Below are 17,739 nucleotides of genomic sequence, written 5' to 3'. Positions count from 1 at the left end.
CTTTTTTTATTTAGCACTTAAGCTTCCGGAATTCTCCACTTTAAGATAACTCGCTGTAGATATCGCCAAGCTCTCATAGCCACGATCAAATATTTTTCAAACGGAGCAAGTTCCTGATCTTCCATATAAGCATTTGGAGTTTTGCGGCCCAAGATCTCGATTCTTTTGCAGTTGAAGTTATAGTGGGCATAATCCATGCCTTTATCAGACATGATGTAGTTTCCGTATTTCACTATATTTTCGTTCACAAGCGGTTCTAATTCTTCCGTAAAAATGAAATCTTCCGCTTGCGTTTTAGTCTTAGGTTCGTGGCAAAATCCAAGGCCTTTATAAAAAGAAGAGCCTAAAAGCACCACGGGTTTGTGCGCATATGCAGCCTCAACACCGACAGAAGTACCAAAGCTGACCACCACATTTGCAGCGTCAACCATGGCATAGGTGCTCACCTTAGAATCACTGGGAATAACGTGGATACGCGGGTGGTTTTTTAGACCATAAAGATTGGTGTGATATTTATAACGAATCTTTTTTAAGTTCGGATGAACACGCAGATAGATGTTGCTGTTAGGATATTTATCGACAAGGTTGAATATGTACTCAATGCCTTCAATTTGTGAGGCAAAAAGTTTATTCTCCCATTCTGCGCCAATAGCTGCGAACTCATCTTCGGAACTGTTAAAGATAACGATATTTCGCGCTTCTTTGTTCCAACTGTTGGGTAATAAGTCAGGAGTTTGATCTTTGGTATAAATCTTATCCCCTGCAAATTCCGCTTTTCTCCTGTTTTGAAAGAAGGATTCGCCGCGTTCCCGCGCTTTGACGGGATCTGCGTCCCAAAGGTCATCAATTTGCTTTCTGAAATACTCAATGGAATGGGGTAGGGAATTTTTAAAGACAAATTTACGGAACCCGCCATTAAGATCTTTGGGAACAACTTCCATGATATCGACAGGTATTCCCTTTTTTTGGAAATGTCTTAAGATAGGTCTTGTCTCTGGCATTCTGCCATTGAAGATAATGACTTTGTCAGGTCGTTCTGCTTTTTCGATTTCAACGCAAACACGGCTCATTCTTACTGCTGTTTTAAGCATTGTTGTAAGAACCTTTTTCGTGAAGCCAGTCATCAGCGGATTCATATTTCGTGTATTTGAGATAAACGAAGACAGGGCTGCGTACCCAACATCGGTGCCATTAAAGAATTTTTCCTTTAATTGCTCGGTGGATGAAAATTCGTAATCGAATTCTGTGATGTCAGCGTCAATTTCAGCAGTATGGTAATTCGCCAAAACTTTATGGCGAAAGGTGTCGCTCTCAAGCGGAGCAAGGTTGCGACTGTAACCTTTAATGCAAACTTGACAGCAGAGGTTGTTTTTCAGAGGGCTGCCATAGCAGTTATCGAGATAGGCTCCGCAGGTGATGTACGTTATTTCGTGGCCTTCCTTTGACGCAGCAATAGCCTCGTCAATCATGACTCCCATATGGGGAATCATTGTGGAATTCGCATCGATAATAACAATTTTCATCAAAATCTCTTTTTGCTGTTAGATCAAAAGCTACGGCGTACCGGGTGCCAAATAGCAGATGTTTGTCATAATGGTCTGATTTAATGCCCATAGGAATGGTTTGCAAGGAAATCAGGCTCTTTTTTTGATGTTAGTCCGGGAAAATTTCTCGCTGTTTCGCGAAGAATATCAAACTCATCGCGTCAGACGAAGTGGAGTAGCTGAGGTCAGATCTTTAAAAAACTTATTCCCCGCTGCAGCCATTTTTTTCTTAGGTTCAGAGTAAATTATTATTTCACTAGCAGCCTTCTTTTTAGACTCTAAAAGTGCCGCTACGAGAGGAAAAAGTGCTCATTTCTAGGATGGAAAGTTATTTACAACAGTAATAAGATATGAATAGTATCCTTAATCTTTTGAAAAGAAAAAAGGACACACAAATGACAAATGATCTTGTGCAGAAGCTTAAATCCAAGAATGCAAATATTGGTATCGTTGGATTGGGATATGTTGGTTTGCCTCTTGCACTGCGCTACGCCGATGAAGGTTTTAAAGTTACCGGTTTTGATATTGATAATTCAAAAGTGGCAATGATCGCTGAAGGAAAAAGTTATATCGAACATATTCCAAGCGAGGGCATCGCTAAAGCTGTTAAAAATGGCTTCGTAGCAACGACTCATTTTGAAAACATTAAAGATGTTGATGCAATTATCCTTTGTGTTCCGACTCCTCTGAATAAGTATAGAGAGCCTGATCTTAGCTTTGTCCTTGATACTACGGATAGCATCGTGCCTCATCTTCGCTCAGGACAGGTTGTTTCCTTGGAAAGTACAACGTACCCGGGAACAACGGATGAGGAGCTTAAGCCTCGCATTGAATCTTCAGGACTTAAAATTGGTGAAAACGTATTCTTAGTATTCTCTCCGGAAAGAGAAGATCCAGGTAATCCAAATTTTAGCACAAAAACGATTCCAAAAGTTGTTGGTGGTTATTCTAAGAACTGTTTGGAAGTAGGTGTCGCTCTTTATAATGGTGTTATTGATAAAGTTGTTCCAGTAACTTCAACAAAAGCTGCTGAAATGACTAAGTTGCTAGAGAATATTCATCGCTCAGTTAATATCGGTCTTGTGAATGAAATGAAAATGGTTTGTGACAAAATGGGCATTGATATCCATGAAGTTATCGATGCTGCGGCAACGAAACCATTTGGTTTCGTTGCATATCGTCCAGGCCCGGGTATCGGTGGGCATTGTATCCCTATCGATCCGTTCTACCTAACTTGGAAAGCGCGTGAATACGGCATGCACACTCGTTTCATCGAGCTTGCGGGTGAAATTAACAGTTATATGCCTAATTTCGTGATGAAGAAAATTGCGGTTGCTTTGAATGATCGCGAAAAATCAGTGAAGGGTTCCAAGGTTCTTGTTCTAGGTATTTCATATAAAAAGAATATCGACGACATGCGTGAATCCCCATCCGTTTTCTTGATGGAAAAACTTCGTCATGACGGTGCGGTATTAGATTACCATGATCCCCATGTGCCAGTGTTCCCAAAAATGCGTGAACATAATTTTGACCTTAAGAGTGTTGAATTGACTGCGGAGTCGCTACAAAAATATGACTGCGTAGTACTGGCCACTGATCATGATAAATTTGATTATGATTTGATTGTTCAAAATTCAAAACTTTTGATCGATACCCGTGGGAAATTCCGTCAAGAGGCGCCGAATCTGGTTAAAGCCTAGTTTTCTTTTTCAGGCGCAGGACATGAATTGCGCCTGAATTTTGGTTTATGGAGAGAAATTTGAAGAAATTGTTGTTTGTCTTCGGAACTCGACCAGAAGCCATTAAGCTTGCACCCGTTATACTTGCAGCTAAAAAAGATCCACGCTTTTGCGTCAAGGTGCTCGTAACTGGTCAACACCGTTTAATGCTTGATCAGGTTCTAAATCTTTTTAACATTGTTCCTGACTACGATTTGAATTTGATGAAATCAAATCAGAGTTTGAACGATATCGTTTCCGGCGTCATTCAGGGTGTCGATACTATTTTAAAAAGGGAAGCCTTTGATTATGTTTTAGTTCAAGGGGATACCTCTACAGCGATGGCCGGGGCGCTTTCGGCCTTTCATCACAAAGTTCCAGTTGCACACATTGAAGCGGGCCTTAGAACGAACAATCTTCACTCTCCATTTCCTGAAGAAATGAACAGACAGGTGATTACTCGACTAGCAACGATTCATTTTGTTCCTACAGAATCTGGGCGCTTAAATTTACTTGCTGAAAATGTTCAACCCGGAATAATTCAGGTTACGGGCAACACTGTGATTGATGCTTTATTAATTGTTCAGAAGACAATTAAAGAGCAGCAGGACATCTATAAGTCGCTCAAAGAGCGATTCAGTTTTATTGATCCTGAAAGAAAAATGGTTCTTGTGACAGGACATCGTCGCGAGAATTTCGGTGAAAATTTTAAAAATATTTGTTTAGCTCTTAAAAAGATTGCAGACACTTTTCCTGACGTACAACTGGTTTATCCAGTTCATTTAAACCCCCAGGTTCGTAAGCCAGCCCTAGAGATCTTAAGTGGCGTAAACTCAGTACATCTGCTTGAACCTCAAGAGTATCTTCCTTTTGTTTTCCTGATGATGAATTCTTACCTTATCATTTCTGATTCCGGTGGAATACAGGAAGAAGCACCCTCCTTAGGAAAGCCCGTTTTGGTTACACGAAACAATACCGAGCGCTCTGAAGCTGTTAAGGCGGGTACTGTAAGGTTGGTTGGCGCTTCCGCTGAAAACATTTTTAATGAAACTAAAGAGCTTCTGGAAAATTTAAAGGTCTATCAAAAAATGGCTACGACAGAAAATCCGTATGGTGACGGCACTGCCTCGGGGCGCATTTTAAGTGCCCTCCATTAACTAATTTCCCTCGGAAAACTGATACTTTTTGCTCCTAAAATTGAATTGCCATAGATGCCTTTTTATTATCTATTATGACTCGCAAATAGATTTGGTTTTCGCAAATAAAGGTATTAGACATGGCAAATTTCGCAATTATTGGAGTCGGCGGATACATCGCTCCTAGACATCTTGAAGCAATCAAAGAACTTGGTCACACCCTTGTTGCTGCTTACGATAAAAATGACTCTGTTGGCATCATGGATCGTTACTTTCCTGATTGCCAATTTTTTACAGACTTTGAACGTTTCGAGTCTTTTGTAGATTCTTGTAAAAGTACTTCCAAGCAAGTTGAGTATGTATCAATCTGCACGCCGAATTACATGCACTCATCACACATTAAATTTGCTCTATCTCATGGGGCGCATGCTATCTGCGAAAAGCCATTAGTATTGCATGAAAGAGAAATCGACGAACTAGCAGCCTATGAGAAAATGTTTGGTAAAAACGTTTACACGGTTTTACAGCTTCGCGTTCACGATGCAATTTTGGCACTGAAAAACAAAGTGGATTCTGCGCCAAAACAAAAATACAAAATTGATATGACTTATATGACTTCTCGCGGGCAGTGGTATCACGAGTCTTGGAAGGGTGATGTAAGAAAGTCTGGCGGTTTATCTACGAATATCGGCGTGCACTTTTTCGATATGTTAACGTGGATTTTCGGTGACGCCGACAAAATCGAAATGAAGGAAAAGAATAATACAGTTGAAAGCGGGTTCGTAGCGCTGAAGAACGCCGATGTGAACTGGTATTTAACTGTGGATCGTGGAAATCTTCCGCCTGAGGCAGCGAAAGCAAATAAAACGACATTTCGTTCAATCAAAATCAATGGCGAAGAGTTTGAATTTTCTGAAGGGTTTACGGAGCTTCATAAAAGAGTTTATACCGATATTCTTTCTGGAAAAGGTTACGGCTTGGATGCGGCTCGCCCTGCCATTCGTATCGTCGAAAAAATTCGCACGGTTTAATTAAGGAATATCATGGCTTCATTTTATAAACATGAAACTGCAATCGTTGATGAAGGCGCGCAAATTGGCGAAGGCACAAAAATTTGGCACTGGGTCCATATCTCTGCAAAAGCAAAAATTGGTGCGGGGTGTTCTTTCGGACAGAATGTTTATGTTGGTAACAACGTCGTCATCGGGAATAACTGTAAAGTTCAAAATAACGTTTCTATTTATGACAATGTGTTTTTGGAAGATGATGTATTCTGTGGTCCCAGCATGGTCTTTACCAACGTAGTTAATCCACGTTCGGGCGTGATTCGTAAAAGCGAATACAAAGACACTGTTATTAAAAAGGGTTCGACCATTGGCGCTAACGCTACAATCGTCTGTGGCGTCACCCTGAACGAATATGCATTCATTGCGGCTGGTGCTGTCATCACGAAGGACGTACCGAAATTTGCACTAATGGCAGGCGTTCCGGCAAAACAAATTGGTTGGATGAGTCGATATGGTGAAAGGATACCCCTTGAACTGGAAGGTAGCGGTGAATACACCTGTCCCTACACCAAGGATGTGTATCGTTTGACCGGCAAAGCCTTGTCAGTTGAATAGTGAGTATGGACGCAGGAGCGAGTTTGATAAATCAATTTTTTCGTTTTGTAGAGGAAAATTTTAACTTACCGTTGTTGATTACAAGTAATGGAACGATTACTTACGGGCAGCTTTTGCTAAAAGCGAAAGTGAAGGCAGAAGGTCTGGACCAATATAAGAAGTGTAGAATCGGTATTTTTGCTGATGATATTGAAAGTTTTTGGGCATCATTTTTTGCCTGCTGGCTCTCAGATAATATCCCTGTTCCAATTCCAAAAGGTTCGGACAATGATTATCAATCACATATTTTAAAATCGGCTGGTCTCGTTGGGTATTTTAAAAACCATAACTTTGTCTTGATTAGTAACGAAACCCATATAGGTGAAGTTGATGCTATATTGAATACCTATAATGTAGGCGCCATTCTTTTTACTTCCGGTTCTACCGGGAAGCCTAAAGGGGTAGTTCTCGGTAAAGACGCATTGTTAGTTAATGCGTATTCTACTAAAGATAAGCTGAACATTCCAAATGGTTCAAAAATTCTTATTCCAGTTCCATTTCATTTTGTATCAGCTATTAGCCACTTTTTTGTTTGTGCATTATCCCGTGCTACTATTCACTTTAATGATGCCTGCTCTTTTCCTCAAACATTTTTAGGGCTTATCGAAGAATACAAGATTAGCGGTGTCGGTGGTTCTCCGATTCACGCTAAATGGTTAGTTGAATCAGGCTATCATCTTAAGGGGATCAATTGGTTAATGTCATCGGGCGATAAGTTAGGCCCTTCCATTACAGAAAAAATTATTTCAGAAACATATGAGTTTCAGCTTTTTCAAGTTTATGGCCTAACAGAAGTAGGTGGGCGGGTTTGTATAGCAAACAGAAGTGAACTTAAGGTGAATTCAAATACCATTGGCCATTCAATTTCTTGCTTGAGTGCTAAGGTTGACAATCACGATGGGGGCAACGAAGGAAGTCTTCTGGTGAAAGGAGAATCTTTGATGCTTGGATATCTCGATAACTTAAAAAACGGCGAAGTCTTAAGCTCTGAGAGTTACTTTAATACGGGGGATCAGGCCAAAGTGTCCGATAATGGTTTTGAAATATTGGGAAGAAACGATGATGTCTTTAAAGTTTCGGGCATTAAAGTTTCTGGCCCTATGGTTTCTGATATTGCTATGAGTTCTGGTATGCTAAAAGATGCATGGGTGTCGCCTATGGTACACCCGTTGCTCGGTACGGTCCCCTGTTTGCTGTTCACACCCAAGGCCGAAAATTTTGATCTTATCAAGTTAAAGCAATTTTTGACTGGTAAGCTTTATCCCCAGGCTCGTCCAAGAGCATTCAAGTGTCTCGAGAATATTCCTCGCACTGGAAGTGGTAAAGTTATCCGCCGGGAAGTGCAAGCGATCGTAAGTGAATTAACAATATAACTTTAGCTATGAGAGTATTCGTGCCCAGTATATTTCAAGTTAGTACTTATCCAGAAATTCCCGATAGAGAGTGGATCATTGTAGTTGATGTTTTGCGTGCTTTTACCACCACCCGGGTTTTATTAAAAAATCAAGTTAAAAGAATTCGCATTTCGAATTCAATAGATGAGTTACTATTTCTTCGGCAAAGAAAGGAGCGCTTTTGCATCTTTGCCGAAAATAAAGGACGCAAGGTTGAACAAGCAGATTTTGGGAATTCACCGTTTCGAGCGAGTAAAATCGAAGGATTTTCGGAAGTCGGGCTGTTGACTACAAATGGCGTGAAATCAATTTTGGCGGTTCCGAGTGGACGTAAAATTCTTGCAGCTGGAATTCTGGACCTAAAATCTGTTTTCACTTATTTTAGATGTAATAGTATTCCATTCTCGCAAGTTGGCGTCTTATTATCTTCGGATGGTCCCGAGGATTTTCTCTTTGCAAGTCAGTTAGAGCAGCTAACTAATGGTCACGGAATTGATTTAACAGTATGCAAATCAATTATATCAACTTCACCTGCTGCTGAACGACTTCGTAATATTCAGGTTGACGAGGAAGATATTTTTCTCTCATTCGATAATGATGAGGAAAAATTTTTACAGGTTGTTGATAAAGATGAAGAAGGTTATTTCATAAGGAGAGAAGATGTTTCCGCTTAAAGTTAAATCACGTCCCCATGAGAAGAAAAATCGAACTGGTAAAACCTGCGTTATTGATTCAGGTTTACCAATAGGATTGTTTCGTGATTACGTATCGTCATTCTCCGATCACGTTGATTTTGTTAAATTTGGATGGGGTACAAGTTTAGTTACTAAAGATATAAAGCTTAAAATTCAGATTCTCATCGAACATGGTATCGACTTTTCTTTTGGTGGATCTTTGTTTGAGGTTGCCTGGAAGATGGATGCAGTTGAGCAATACTTTAAGTGGTGTGCAGACATGGGGCTAAAACATATTGAGGTATCAGATGGAACATACAAAATTCCTCATGACGTTAAATTAAAGGCTATCGAACTTGCTGCAAAACAATTCACAGTTTTGTCCGAAGTAGGGCTTAAGGGGCAAGAAGAATCGCAAATGATGCATCCTAAGTTATGGGTGGAACAGATAAACTCGGAGCTTTCGGCTGGGAGCGATTTTGTAATAACTGAAGCTCGCGAAGCTGGAAATTCTGGAATCTGTCGTCCCAATGGCGAGCTGAGATTCGGATTGATTGAAGAAATATTGGACGCTGGAATCCCAACCAACAAGCTTATATTCGAGGCACCCACTAAAACACTGCAAACATTTTTTATCAAAAGAGTCGGTAAGACTGTTAACCTCGCAAATATTCAATTCCACGATGTAGTTGGCGTAGAGACATTAAGAAGAGGTATAAGATCAGACACAATGGATTTACTTGAATGGAATTAAAGAATATGAAGGGAATCATTCATATTGCAATCCCCTGTAATAATTTAGATGAAGCACATTCATTTTATTCCACTAAGTTAGGCGCGGTGGTAGCGAGAAGATATGAGGACAGGGTAACTTTCAATTTTTTTGGACATCAAGTAGTGTGTCATTTAGATGATTCGTTCCGAAATTATCCGACGTCACTATATCCCTTTCACATCGGCTTTACCTTTGTTGATCAGCTTGATTATGAAGCGTTTCATGCACATTTAAAATCTAATGACGTAAAGTTTTACATGGAAATGAATGAGCGATTTAAAAATTTACCAGAGGTTCATAATACCTTTGTTATTCTGGATCCCAGCAACAATTTATTGGAATTTAAACATTATAAAGACAACAGCTTTATTTATTAAGCGAGCGATGAATGAAAATAGTCTTTAAGGATCTGATGAAGCTTTTAGTCGCAACTTTAACTTTAACTTTAGTTATTCTAGCGTTTGCTTTTTCCTCTAATTTTACAACCTTTCGGTACATGGGGTTTTAATGTCTGACATTAAGATAACTTTATTTCATTTTATTATGGAACGTATGGCAAACGAAGGTCAAAATATTGATGAGAACACGTCATTATTTAAAGACCATCTGCTAGACTCTTTAGCCTTTACTGAACTTATTTTAATGATTGAAAAAAAATGGAGTATTCAAGTAGAGCCTTTCGAGATGGTGTTCGATAACTTCGATACAGTAGAAAATCTCGAGCAGTATATTTCTGAAAAAATAAATGGGACTTAACTATAGAAGATTTTTTTTCATAATCGGTGCCGGATTAATAACTTTTCTGCTTTTTACGGTCGGGCAAGTTTTAACTCCCTTTCGCCTAAATAGGCATTTGATTCTTGCTGGATCATTTGACGATATAGCTCTTGCAGCTATTAAAATACGTGAGGTTAATTCGAAGCCAGCCATTGTATTCATTGGTGCATCTTCTTTCAGGGAAGGCTTGTTGGACGAATTCATGAATCCGGAGTTGGCCTCAGCCTATAAAATGGTTAAAGCTTCGTTTAGTAGCCAAAGTTTGCTGGATAGCCTTAATCTTTGTCATACAATCTATGCGCATCAAAATTACCAGGCAATCTTATTAGGTGTTAATATTTCTCGAATAACCTCAGATAGAGAAAAAATCTTAGCCGTTGCTAACTCAAAACCTCCTATTAGAGATTATTATGGAATTAGGGGAAGAAATATATTTTCATTTCGCATGTTTGATTTGTTTCTATTCTCTGAACAGTTACGTAAAAAGTTTGAGATTTTCAAGAGTGATTTGACTACCGGGCATAAGTCAGTTCTTAATTTAAATCCTGAGTATGCTTATGAAACTGAAGTAAAAAAATCCGCACATGAAATAAAGTTTGAAGCGAATCAAGTTGAAAGACTTTGGCTTGATAGAACTAATGATACTGAGTTGCTAAACAATTCCTACCTTAAGGAAATTGTTGACTGTGCAGAGAGTAAAAAAATAAAATTGTTTTTTGTCGAAATGCCGACAAATCCTATATTAGCAAACGACCAGAACAAAGTTTACCAAGATTATACCACTGAGATTGCAAATATTTCGACAGGGTTAAATGTAGTCTACACAAACTACATAAAAGATGTGAATATCAAGCTTGAGGGCTCAGATTTTTACGACCTTTTACACTTAAATAAAGACGGACGCGCGAAATATCAGTTTATCATTGAGAATTTTTTAATACAGCAGCTGAGGACCCCAAGTGAATTATGATTTTTATTTCTACATTGGGTTATATTTTTTATTTTCTGTTTTTTTGTCAGTTGCTCCAGGCATAACCTTTTATCGCAAATATATTTTTTTCGTAATTGGCCCTTTATTCGTTTACACTGTGTCCCCAATTTTACTATGTGTGGTGATTTTATTTATAGTGGCCAATTGGTTTGGGCTTAACCACTCAGTTCAGTCTAATTCAAAAAAGTATAGTTTTGGTTTATTGCTTCTCTTTTTGGTGATCTTTCTGGTTCTTAGGTTTTATGAGACTTCTGGTTTGACAAAAAATATATTCGTTTTACCGGGTTTAAGTTTTATATGTTTTAAATTTATTGAAAGCTATTTTTTCATGTTGCGGACCAAGCAAAAAAGGTTTGATGTTTTAGAGTGGGTGATGTTTTATACTTATCCACCTCTTTTCTTTGCCGGTCCTCTGATTACCCGAAAGGCTTTTGCTGATATAGTCACTCAACCTTATCCTCAATATGACTATACTCTAAATTTTTTGAGGCTCGGTTTTGGTATTTTTCTAAAGGTCATCGTTGTTGACCAATTGTTAAAAGGGCTTTGGCAACCTGTTCTTGGAAAAGATCCTTCTTACTTTATGCTTGGCCTAATGGCATATATGATTGCGTATCTTGATTTAAAAGCCTATGCGGACATCGTAATCTCATTATCTAGTCTGACTGGATATAAATTACCTGAGAATTTAAACTCACCTTGGAAGGCCACCAACATCAGTGATTTCTGGGGAAGATGGCATATAACAGTTTCAAACTGGTGCACTCAGAACGTATATTATCCGTTTTTTGGCAAAACCAAAAAACCATACCTCAGTATTCTAGCATCGATGTCTTTTATGGGTCTTTGGCATGGTTTCCGTGCAGGGTGGATTTTTTGGGGATTGAGTCACGCGATCGCCTTAATAATATATAGCGAGTATTCAAAGCGAAGTTTCAGTAGAAGCCTGAAAAGAAAAAATAATTTTTCTGTTAAGATGTTGGGATGGGCCGTTACACAAATTTTTATTATTTTTATTTATGGTATATCTTGGTCATTAAATTCAATGTCTAGCGACCGATTTCTGAGAAACCTTATTGCTTCGCTCTTTACTAACATTAAAAATGTTATTTGATATTCATCTAAGTATAGACTTAGAGTTTAATTCTCACCAACTCAATTTTTCGAATATTTATCTTTGCAGGAAAAGCGCTCTGAATTCCCACGCGAATTCTTTTAATATTAGGTGAAATGATAAAACGCCCAGTGATGTTATGATTGATCCCTGGTGAAAAAATACTAGAAGACATAATTTCACGACTGACGATTTCGGTCGAAGCATATTCATAAATAAGGGGTGCTAGTTGTCCAAATCCATCAAAATAAATTTTTACAAGATATTCACCGGTGGCATCAACGTTAATATAGTCTTTTTGCTCAAAAGTACTAGGGGAGTCAGCACCAAGTACAGTTCTAGTGTATCGCCTAGTGGATTTATTAAAGATATTATCTGCCTCACTCGTGATGGGATTGGTTTCCGGTGATTGCTGCATTTTTTTTACGTAATGAGGCCTGATCATTTTCACTATACCTTTTTTTAGGCGAAAGAAATCAGTATCATTTTTGGATGTCCAAAACTTAGTTTTATCATCAATATTATAATACTTTATTAAATGTGTCTTAATGTCCCGCGTATGAATGTGGTATAGAGTGTATCCACCACTTTGAAAAGTGATTTCTGATAATCTTGGATCTGACGTAATCTTCTCTATTATTGAGTTATAAATAGCTGGTTCGGGATAATAGGGAGTGATCAGATATTCGATTCCTTTTTCTTTTAAGAGAGCCAATGCTTTTTCGGTTGAGCTTGATGTGAACACTTGAAGTAGTTTATGGTCAAGGTGGCTGAAGACAAAGTGGGGTGAGTAATAAGCGAAATCACCCTGGCGAAAAGATAGCAATTTAGTGCTTACGGGAATATTTCTCGAAATATAATTGATAATTTCATGTGAGCCTATCGTTGAATCTTTTATTCTCTCTATGTTGTTGCTGTGATGTTGAAATACGGATGGATATCTCCAAAGGTGATAGTTAACCTGTTTTTCCAGGTACCACAGATTGAAGAAGATTCCAAAAATTATAAAATAATGAAGTTTCTTAAGTTGGTTTCGTTCGAGCTTATCGAAGAATTCGCTCGTGGAAAAAAATAACAAAGGAACAATCGTGAAAATGTACCGATCATTTTTGATAAAGCTATTGGAGCCCAGTAAGGTAAAGCCAAGAACTATGAGATAAAAAATAACAACTATCTCAAGAAATTTTGATCTAAACTTGATTTTAAACTTCCACATGAAAAATAAAACAAAAAGACTTAGCCAGTGACTGAGACTAAAAAAATTAAAATTCAGGAAGCCTCGAAATAGACTTACTCCTTTGTCGAAACTTGAAAATATTCCCCTCATATATTCAAAGTAAAATGTATAATTTAGCGAAGAAACTTTATAGATTGGTACCGCTCCAATGTCTGCAACTGGAAGCCTAAACTTTTTGAGATTAGCTATTAACTGGGGCGTAATCGGAATCAGTGCGATGGAACTCGTGATAATTAAAGCCCATGCTCTATTTATTTTAGAGCGCCAACCCCTTTCGCCGACTGTTAAGTAATAAACAGCCACCAGGGTCGGCGCGATTAAAGACAGTGAATGGGTATATAGCGCAAGACCGCTAATAATGCCATTAATGAGTATAGATTTTGGGTTTCTGAGGAAAGTTCTATCGAAGAAAAAATTCATTATAGGAAGACAGAAACCCACGATTCTTAAAAGTTCAATATGTCCCGAAATTCCTTTAAGCATTAGTAGGCCAGTAGTGCTCATCAGAAAGAAATTTAATAGACCTACGCTATTTTTTCGGAAGAAAAGTAAATTGAAAATTGCTAAAGTCGCCAAAAAATATACTGAAATTATGCGGAAGTTATTTGAATAAACATCTTTGGATAAAAGGAAGTCGAAGGTTATTAGTAGCGGGTATGCTGGTGGATGACTCCATGGGCCGTAGTAGCCATTCGTTTTTTCAGAATCAATGAAAGGGTAATTTTCGGTAGTTTTTTCTTTGTAAATTTGACGTGCGGAGATTGCATACTCAAGACCATCATTTTCGTAAAACGGTGTTTTGAGCGCGATAATAGCTAAAATTGTAAAGTAAACAATTGCTGCGGTAGCAATAAGGCTAAAGGTCTTTCGTTTTTTTCGCCAAATAAGTTTTGTGGCTCTGATTATAAAAATACGAGCTAGATTAATTTCAGTTCGGAACTTCCAGTAAAAAAAGGTGTATATTGCTGCATAAATACTTATATAAAAGTGGTTTATCCTGCCGGGAAGAAAGCTAAACAGAATATTTAGCGTAAGAGCGCTTACAATTGGTGCACAAAGTAGGCTGAGATACAGAGCTACTAAATTTTTTTTATAGTAGGTTTTGAAAAAACCTAACGTAAATGCAAGAGGCAAAATTAGTATAAATATGAGGTACAAAAATAACATTTAATATCGTTATCATAAGAAAGAGACTCATACCAGATTGACGCATTGTAAGAATAAAATTGCTGGAAAAATGCGCTAACAACTGGAAGATTTGTGCCTTGTTTGGAAGGAACTCAATGATCGGCATTCTAGATTATGGCGTAGGAAATATAAGATCCATCGACAATATCATCCGAAAAGTAGGCGGTAGTACAATTCTTGTGAAAGATTTGGCGGATCTTAAAAATGTACAGAAGTTGATTTTGCCTGGGGTCGGTCATTTTGCCAGCGCCATGAAAGAACTTAAATCTCGCAATGGCGATGGTCTTATTCGCGAATACGTAAAAGAAGGAAAACCTCTTCTGGGAATATGCCTGGGGATGCAGCTTTTATTTGACAGAAGCGAAGAGGGTGATGCCGAAGGCCTAGGGATCATTTCGGGGGAAGTGAAGAAATTCAATCTTCCGCCTAAGTTGAAAGTTCCTCATGTTGGATTCAATAGGGTTAATTTTAAGTCCTCAAAGCTCATGGATGAAGAGAGTGTTTCTAATAATAAATTCTATTTCACTCATTCTTATTTTTGTGTTCCTACTGATGCTCAGAATATTCTTGGGACAACCAATTATGGAATAGAGTTCACTAGCGCTGTGCAAACGGGCAACGTTTATGGCGTTCAGTTTCATCCGGAAAAAAGTCACGTGTTCGGAATGAAATTGATGAAGGCTTTCTGGGAGATGAAATGATCTTCACACGTGTAATTCCAACCCTACTGATTCGCGGAAATAAAGGCCTCTATAAAGGAGCTAAATTCAAAGACCGTAGGTACGTCGGCGATCCTTTTAATGCCATTCGCATTTTTAATGAGAAACAAGTAGATGAACTTTGTCTTGTCGATATTGATGCGACAAGTGAAGGTAGAGTGATTTCCAATAAATTGGTTTCCCAGTTTTCAGAGGAATGCTTGATGCCATTTTCTGTAGGCGGCGGTATCAAAACCGTTTCAGATATTGAGTCCTTGCTTTCCTGTGGTGCAGAAAAGGTCATCATTAATTCAGCTTCATATGATTATGCTCTGATTGAGTCGGCGGCAGCAAAGTTTGGCAGTCAGGCCATAGTGGTTTCCCTAGATTATAAAAAGAACTGGCTGGGTAAGTTAGAGCTCTTTAGTCATAGCGCTAGCAAAAAAGAAAAGGTTGATCTTCAGACCCATTTAAAAAACGTTGAGAATGCCGGCGCAGGCGAAGTTATTTTGACTTCAATTGAGCATGAAGGGATTGGTGAAGGTTATGATCTTCCAGTCCTTGCAAAAGTCGCAGTGGATTTAAAAATTCCTGTTATTGCAAATGGAGGCTGTGGCAGCATTCAAAATATGTCGGAGGCTTTGAAGGCTGGCGCCCATGCTGTAGCAGCTGGAAGTTTTTTTGTTTTTCATGGCCCGAGAAAGGCTGTTCTTATTTCCTATCCAACCGAAGATGAACTGGCATCTGTGGAGGGTAATTAGTTTGAAGTATATTAAGCCGATCCTATGTATTTTATTAATTTGCGGACTTGCCTGGTTCTGTATAAGTAGGGACTGGACAGGGGAATTTAATGCATTAAAACTTGTAGGTTTAAAAAGCACCCTCGCCCTGTGCTCTGTTTATTTAATCTATATTTTTACGCAGGCAAAGATTCTTCAGTTTTCACTACGTACTAAAGGGTTAGATCTTGCTCTGGAAGAATGTTTTTCGCTTCAAGTATTGACTCTTTATTTTAATACATTCATTCCGGTATCGGGATTAGGCGCAAGAGCTGTCTATTTAAAAAAGAAACATGGCTTTGATTGGTCAAACTTCACTTCAGTCCTTATTACTCTTTATGCTTTGGAAATTTACGTTTTTTCGATTTTGGGCGTAGTGAGTCTTTTGCTTCTTGGTGAGATTCCAGGTCGCTCCGTATTCATGGTGATTTTCTTAACTTTTATTTTGGGATGGCCTGTTTACCTTGTACTTTCTCGTTTAATAAATTTGCCCAAATTGATTCCGATCAAAAAGCTCGATATTGTTTTTGATGGCTTGAACTTTAGTGCTCGGAATGAAAATATGAGAAAGTTATTGTATTGGACCCTGGCGCAGGGTGTTGTTTATGTGTTGTTCGTTTACTTTACGATCGCACAACTTTCTTCGAGTAGTATCATTGGATCCACATTTGTAGCTTCTCTAACCGACTTTTCGTTCTTCTTTAAAGTGTTGCCCGCTTCACTTGGAACATTTGATGCGTCTCTTGTTTTTGGACTCAAGTTAATTAATGTGCCTTCTGAGTCTCATTACTCTATTCTTCTGTTATCCCGCATTATTAGCTTGGGTGTTGTTTTTTTATTTGGTAGTGTCTATGCGTTCAAATTCTTTAGGCGCACTAGGGGTGAAGTGTTAAATGGTTAAAAATTATCAAGTTTGCAGTCGATGTGTCATGGACACAACCGTTCCAGAAATAGTATTTGATGACAAAGGCGTCTGCCAATTTTGTGGTCTTCATGATGAGCTGGTAAAAATTTATCCCGATGATCGAAATAGTCGCAAAGAAAAGCTCGAACTATTGTTAGAGGAAATAAAACGTACTGGCAAAGGTAAAAAGTACGACTGCGTCTGTGGAGTTAGTGGCGGACGGGATAGTTCTTGGCTATTGCTTAAGGTTGTTGAGTTGGGTTTACGTCCATTAGCTGTCCATTTTGACAACGGTTGGAATAGTGAAATTGCAGTTTCAAATATTAAAAAGACTTGTGAGAAATTGAATGTTGACCTTGAGACCTATGTCGTTGATTGGCATGAATTCAGGGATATACAGCTTTCAATGTTAAAAGGTTCTACGCCAGACGTTGAAGTGCCCACGGATGTCGCTATCCACACGGTGCTGCATCACTATGCTGCAAAAGAAAATATAAAATTTGTGCTAAATGGGCATTCATTCCGCACGGAAGGTATTTCGCCGCGAGGATGGACATACATGGATGGGCTTTATATCGAGTCTGTTCATAAAAAGTTTGGTTCGGCTAAGTTCGAAACCTTCCCTAATTTTAAAATGTGGGACTACTTTTACTATTCTTACGTTAAGCGAGTGAAAGTTTATCCAATTATCAATTTGCTGGAATATGAGCATGAAAGCGCAATGAAGGAATTGGAGCAGAAGCTTGATTGGAAGTATTATGGTGGTCATCACCATGAAAACTACTATACCAAATTCATTCAATCTTACTTGCTTCCAAAGAAGTTCAATATTGATAAAAGAAAAACAGAACTTTCCGCTTTAATTCGTTCAGGACAAGTTTCCCGAGACGAAGCCATTGCTACATTAAGCAAATCTGAATACGAATTCGATAAAACGTTAATCGATTATATTCTGCCTAAGCTTGAGATAACTAAAACTGATTGGGATAACATCTTCAGTATGAAGCCTAAAAGCTTCCTTGATTACAGAACTTATTATCCATTAGTTCGGTTTTTAAAGGTTCCAATCAGGATTGCTGCGCAATTAGGTCTTGTTCCACGATTATTATACTTTAAGTTTTTAGGTTAGATTTTTTATCTATATAGTGG

The 17,739-nt window shown here is 38.4% G+C and carries 17 protein-coding genes; 15 read left to right on the top strand and 2 right to left on the bottom strand.

The genetic code is table 11. The features are described 5' to 3' along the window. Window positions 1-17 precede the first annotated feature (17 nt). Window positions 18-1,523 carry a capsular polysaccharide export protein, LipB/KpsS family gene (locus tag MNR06_RS04725; RefSeq protein WP_243539245.1) on the bottom strand — a complete coding sequence of 502 codons (1,506 nt, stop codon included), beginning with the start codon at window positions 1,521-1,523 and terminating at the stop codon, window positions 18-20. Between the two features lie 416 nt (window positions 1,524-1,939). Here MNR06_RS04725 and MNR06_RS04720 point away from each other — a divergent pair, with 416 nt between their 5' ends. The 11 genes from MNR06_RS04720 (at window position 1,940) to MNR06_RS04670 (ending at window position 11,784) form a co-directional block, all read left to right on the top strand. Further along, window positions 1,940-3,244 carry a nucleotide sugar dehydrogenase gene (locus MNR06_RS04720; RefSeq protein WP_243539243.1) on the top strand — a complete coding sequence of 435 codons (1,305 nt, stop codon included), beginning with the start codon at window positions 1,940-1,942 and terminating at the stop codon, window positions 3,242-3,244. 59 nt (window positions 3,245-3,303) lie between these two features. Further along, window positions 3,304-4,419 (top strand): non-hydrolyzing UDP-N-acetylglucosamine 2-epimerase, encoded by a 1,116-nt coding sequence (gene wecB, locus MNR06_RS04715; RefSeq protein WP_243539241.1) that lies wholly within the window; start codon window positions 3,304-3,306, stop codon window positions 4,417-4,419. Between the two features lie 119 nt (window positions 4,420-4,538). Beyond that, complete coding sequence (locus tag MNR06_RS04710; protein WP_243539239.1) at window positions 4,539-5,429, top strand: Gfo/Idh/MocA family oxidoreductase; 891 nt, start codon at window positions 4,539-4,541, stop codon at window positions 5,427-5,429. Window positions 5,430-5,441: 12 nt separating this feature from the next. Continuing rightward, window positions 5,442-6,020: an acyltransferase gene (locus MNR06_RS04705; RefSeq protein WP_243539237.1), complete on the top strand. Its 579-nt coding sequence runs from the start codon at window positions 5,442-5,444 to the stop codon at window positions 6,018-6,020. Window positions 6,021-6,043: 23 nt separating this feature from the next. Next, window positions 6,044-7,432, top strand: a complete 1,389-nt coding sequence (locus tag MNR06_RS04700; protein ID WP_243539236.1) for a class I adenylate-forming enzyme family protein — start codon at window positions 6,044-6,046, stop codon at window positions 7,430-7,432. A 20-nt stretch (window positions 7,433-7,452) separates the two neighbouring features. Beyond that, complete coding sequence (locus tag MNR06_RS04695) at window positions 7,453-8,127, top strand: 2-phosphosulfolactate phosphatase (protein WP_243539227.1); 675 nt, start codon at window positions 7,453-7,455, stop codon at window positions 8,125-8,127. After that, window positions 8,114-8,881: a phosphosulfolactate synthase gene (locus tag MNR06_RS04690; RefSeq protein ID WP_243539225.1), complete on the top strand. Its 768-nt coding sequence runs from the start codon at window positions 8,114-8,116 to the stop codon at window positions 8,879-8,881. Before MNR06_RS04695 ends, MNR06_RS04690 begins: the two co-directional genes overlap by 14 nt. Then, the gene (locus MNR06_RS04685; protein ID WP_243539223.1) at window positions 8,872-9,279 is read left to right on the top strand and encodes a VOC family protein; all 408 of its coding nucleotides are present in this window, start codon (window positions 8,872-8,874) and stop codon (window positions 9,277-9,279) included. The genes MNR06_RS04690 and MNR06_RS04685 overlap by 10 nt, the downstream gene beginning before the upstream one ends. Window positions 9,280-9,409: 130 nt before the next feature. Then, a complete protein-coding gene (locus tag MNR06_RS04680) occupies window positions 9,410-9,658 on the top strand; it encodes an acyl carrier protein (protein ID WP_243539221.1) in 249 nt (82 codons plus the stop codon). Next, window positions 9,648-10,649: a hypothetical protein gene (locus MNR06_RS04675; protein WP_243539219.1), complete on the top strand. Its 1,002-nt coding sequence runs from the start codon at window positions 9,648-9,650 to the stop codon at window positions 10,647-10,649. Before MNR06_RS04680 ends, MNR06_RS04675 begins: the two co-directional genes overlap by 11 nt. Beyond that, window positions 10,639-11,784, top strand: coding sequence for an MBOAT family O-acyltransferase (locus MNR06_RS04670; RefSeq protein ID WP_243539217.1), 1,146 nt, complete (start codon window positions 10,639-10,641; stop codon window positions 11,782-11,784). The genes MNR06_RS04675 and MNR06_RS04670 overlap by 11 nt, the downstream gene beginning before the upstream one ends. Before the next feature lie 19 nt (window positions 11,785-11,803). Here the strand turns inward: MNR06_RS04670 and MNR06_RS04665 are convergent, their stop codons facing one another. Continuing rightward, the gene (locus MNR06_RS04665; protein ID WP_243539216.1) at window positions 11,804-14,188 is read right to left on the bottom strand and encodes a hypothetical protein; all 2,385 of its coding nucleotides are present in this window, start codon (window positions 14,186-14,188) and stop codon (window positions 11,804-11,806) included. A 116-nt stretch (window positions 14,189-14,304) separates the two neighbouring features. On the opposite strand from MNR06_RS04665, the gene hisH reads away from it, so the two are divergent. The 4 genes from hisH to MNR06_RS04645 are packed head-to-tail and all read left to right on the top strand — an operon-like array spanning window position 14,305 to window position 17,719. Further along, complete coding sequence (gene hisH / locus MNR06_RS04660; protein ID WP_243539214.1) at window positions 14,305-14,910, top strand: imidazole glycerol phosphate synthase subunit HisH; 606 nt, start codon at window positions 14,305-14,307, stop codon at window positions 14,908-14,910. Beyond that, window positions 14,907-15,668, top strand: a complete 762-nt coding sequence (locus tag MNR06_RS04655) for a HisA/HisF-related TIM barrel protein (RefSeq protein WP_243539212.1) — start codon at window positions 14,907-14,909, stop codon at window positions 15,666-15,668. Before hisH ends, MNR06_RS04655 begins: the two co-directional genes overlap by 4 nt. A gap of 1 nt (window position 15,669) precedes the next feature. Beyond that, window positions 15,670-16,587, top strand: a complete 918-nt coding sequence (locus MNR06_RS04650; protein ID WP_243539209.1) for a lysylphosphatidylglycerol synthase domain-containing protein — start codon at window positions 15,670-15,672, stop codon at window positions 16,585-16,587. Beyond that, the gene (locus MNR06_RS04645) at window positions 16,580-17,719 is read left to right on the top strand and encodes an N-acetyl sugar amidotransferase (protein ID WP_407933197.1); all 1,140 of its coding nucleotides are present in this window, start codon (window positions 16,580-16,582) and stop codon (window positions 17,717-17,719) included. Before MNR06_RS04650 ends, MNR06_RS04645 begins: the two co-directional genes overlap by 8 nt. Window positions 17,720-17,739: the final 20 nt, after the last annotated feature.

Source organism: Bdellovibrio reynosensis (assembly GCF_022814725.1).
Taxonomy (GTDB): domain Bacteria; phylum Bdellovibrionota; class Bdellovibrionia; order Bdellovibrionales; family Bdellovibrionaceae; genus Bdellovibrio; species Bdellovibrio reynosensis.
The sequence above is the reverse complement of the archived record's forward strand: the minus strand, read 5'-3'. Positions and strand labels throughout refer to the sequence as shown.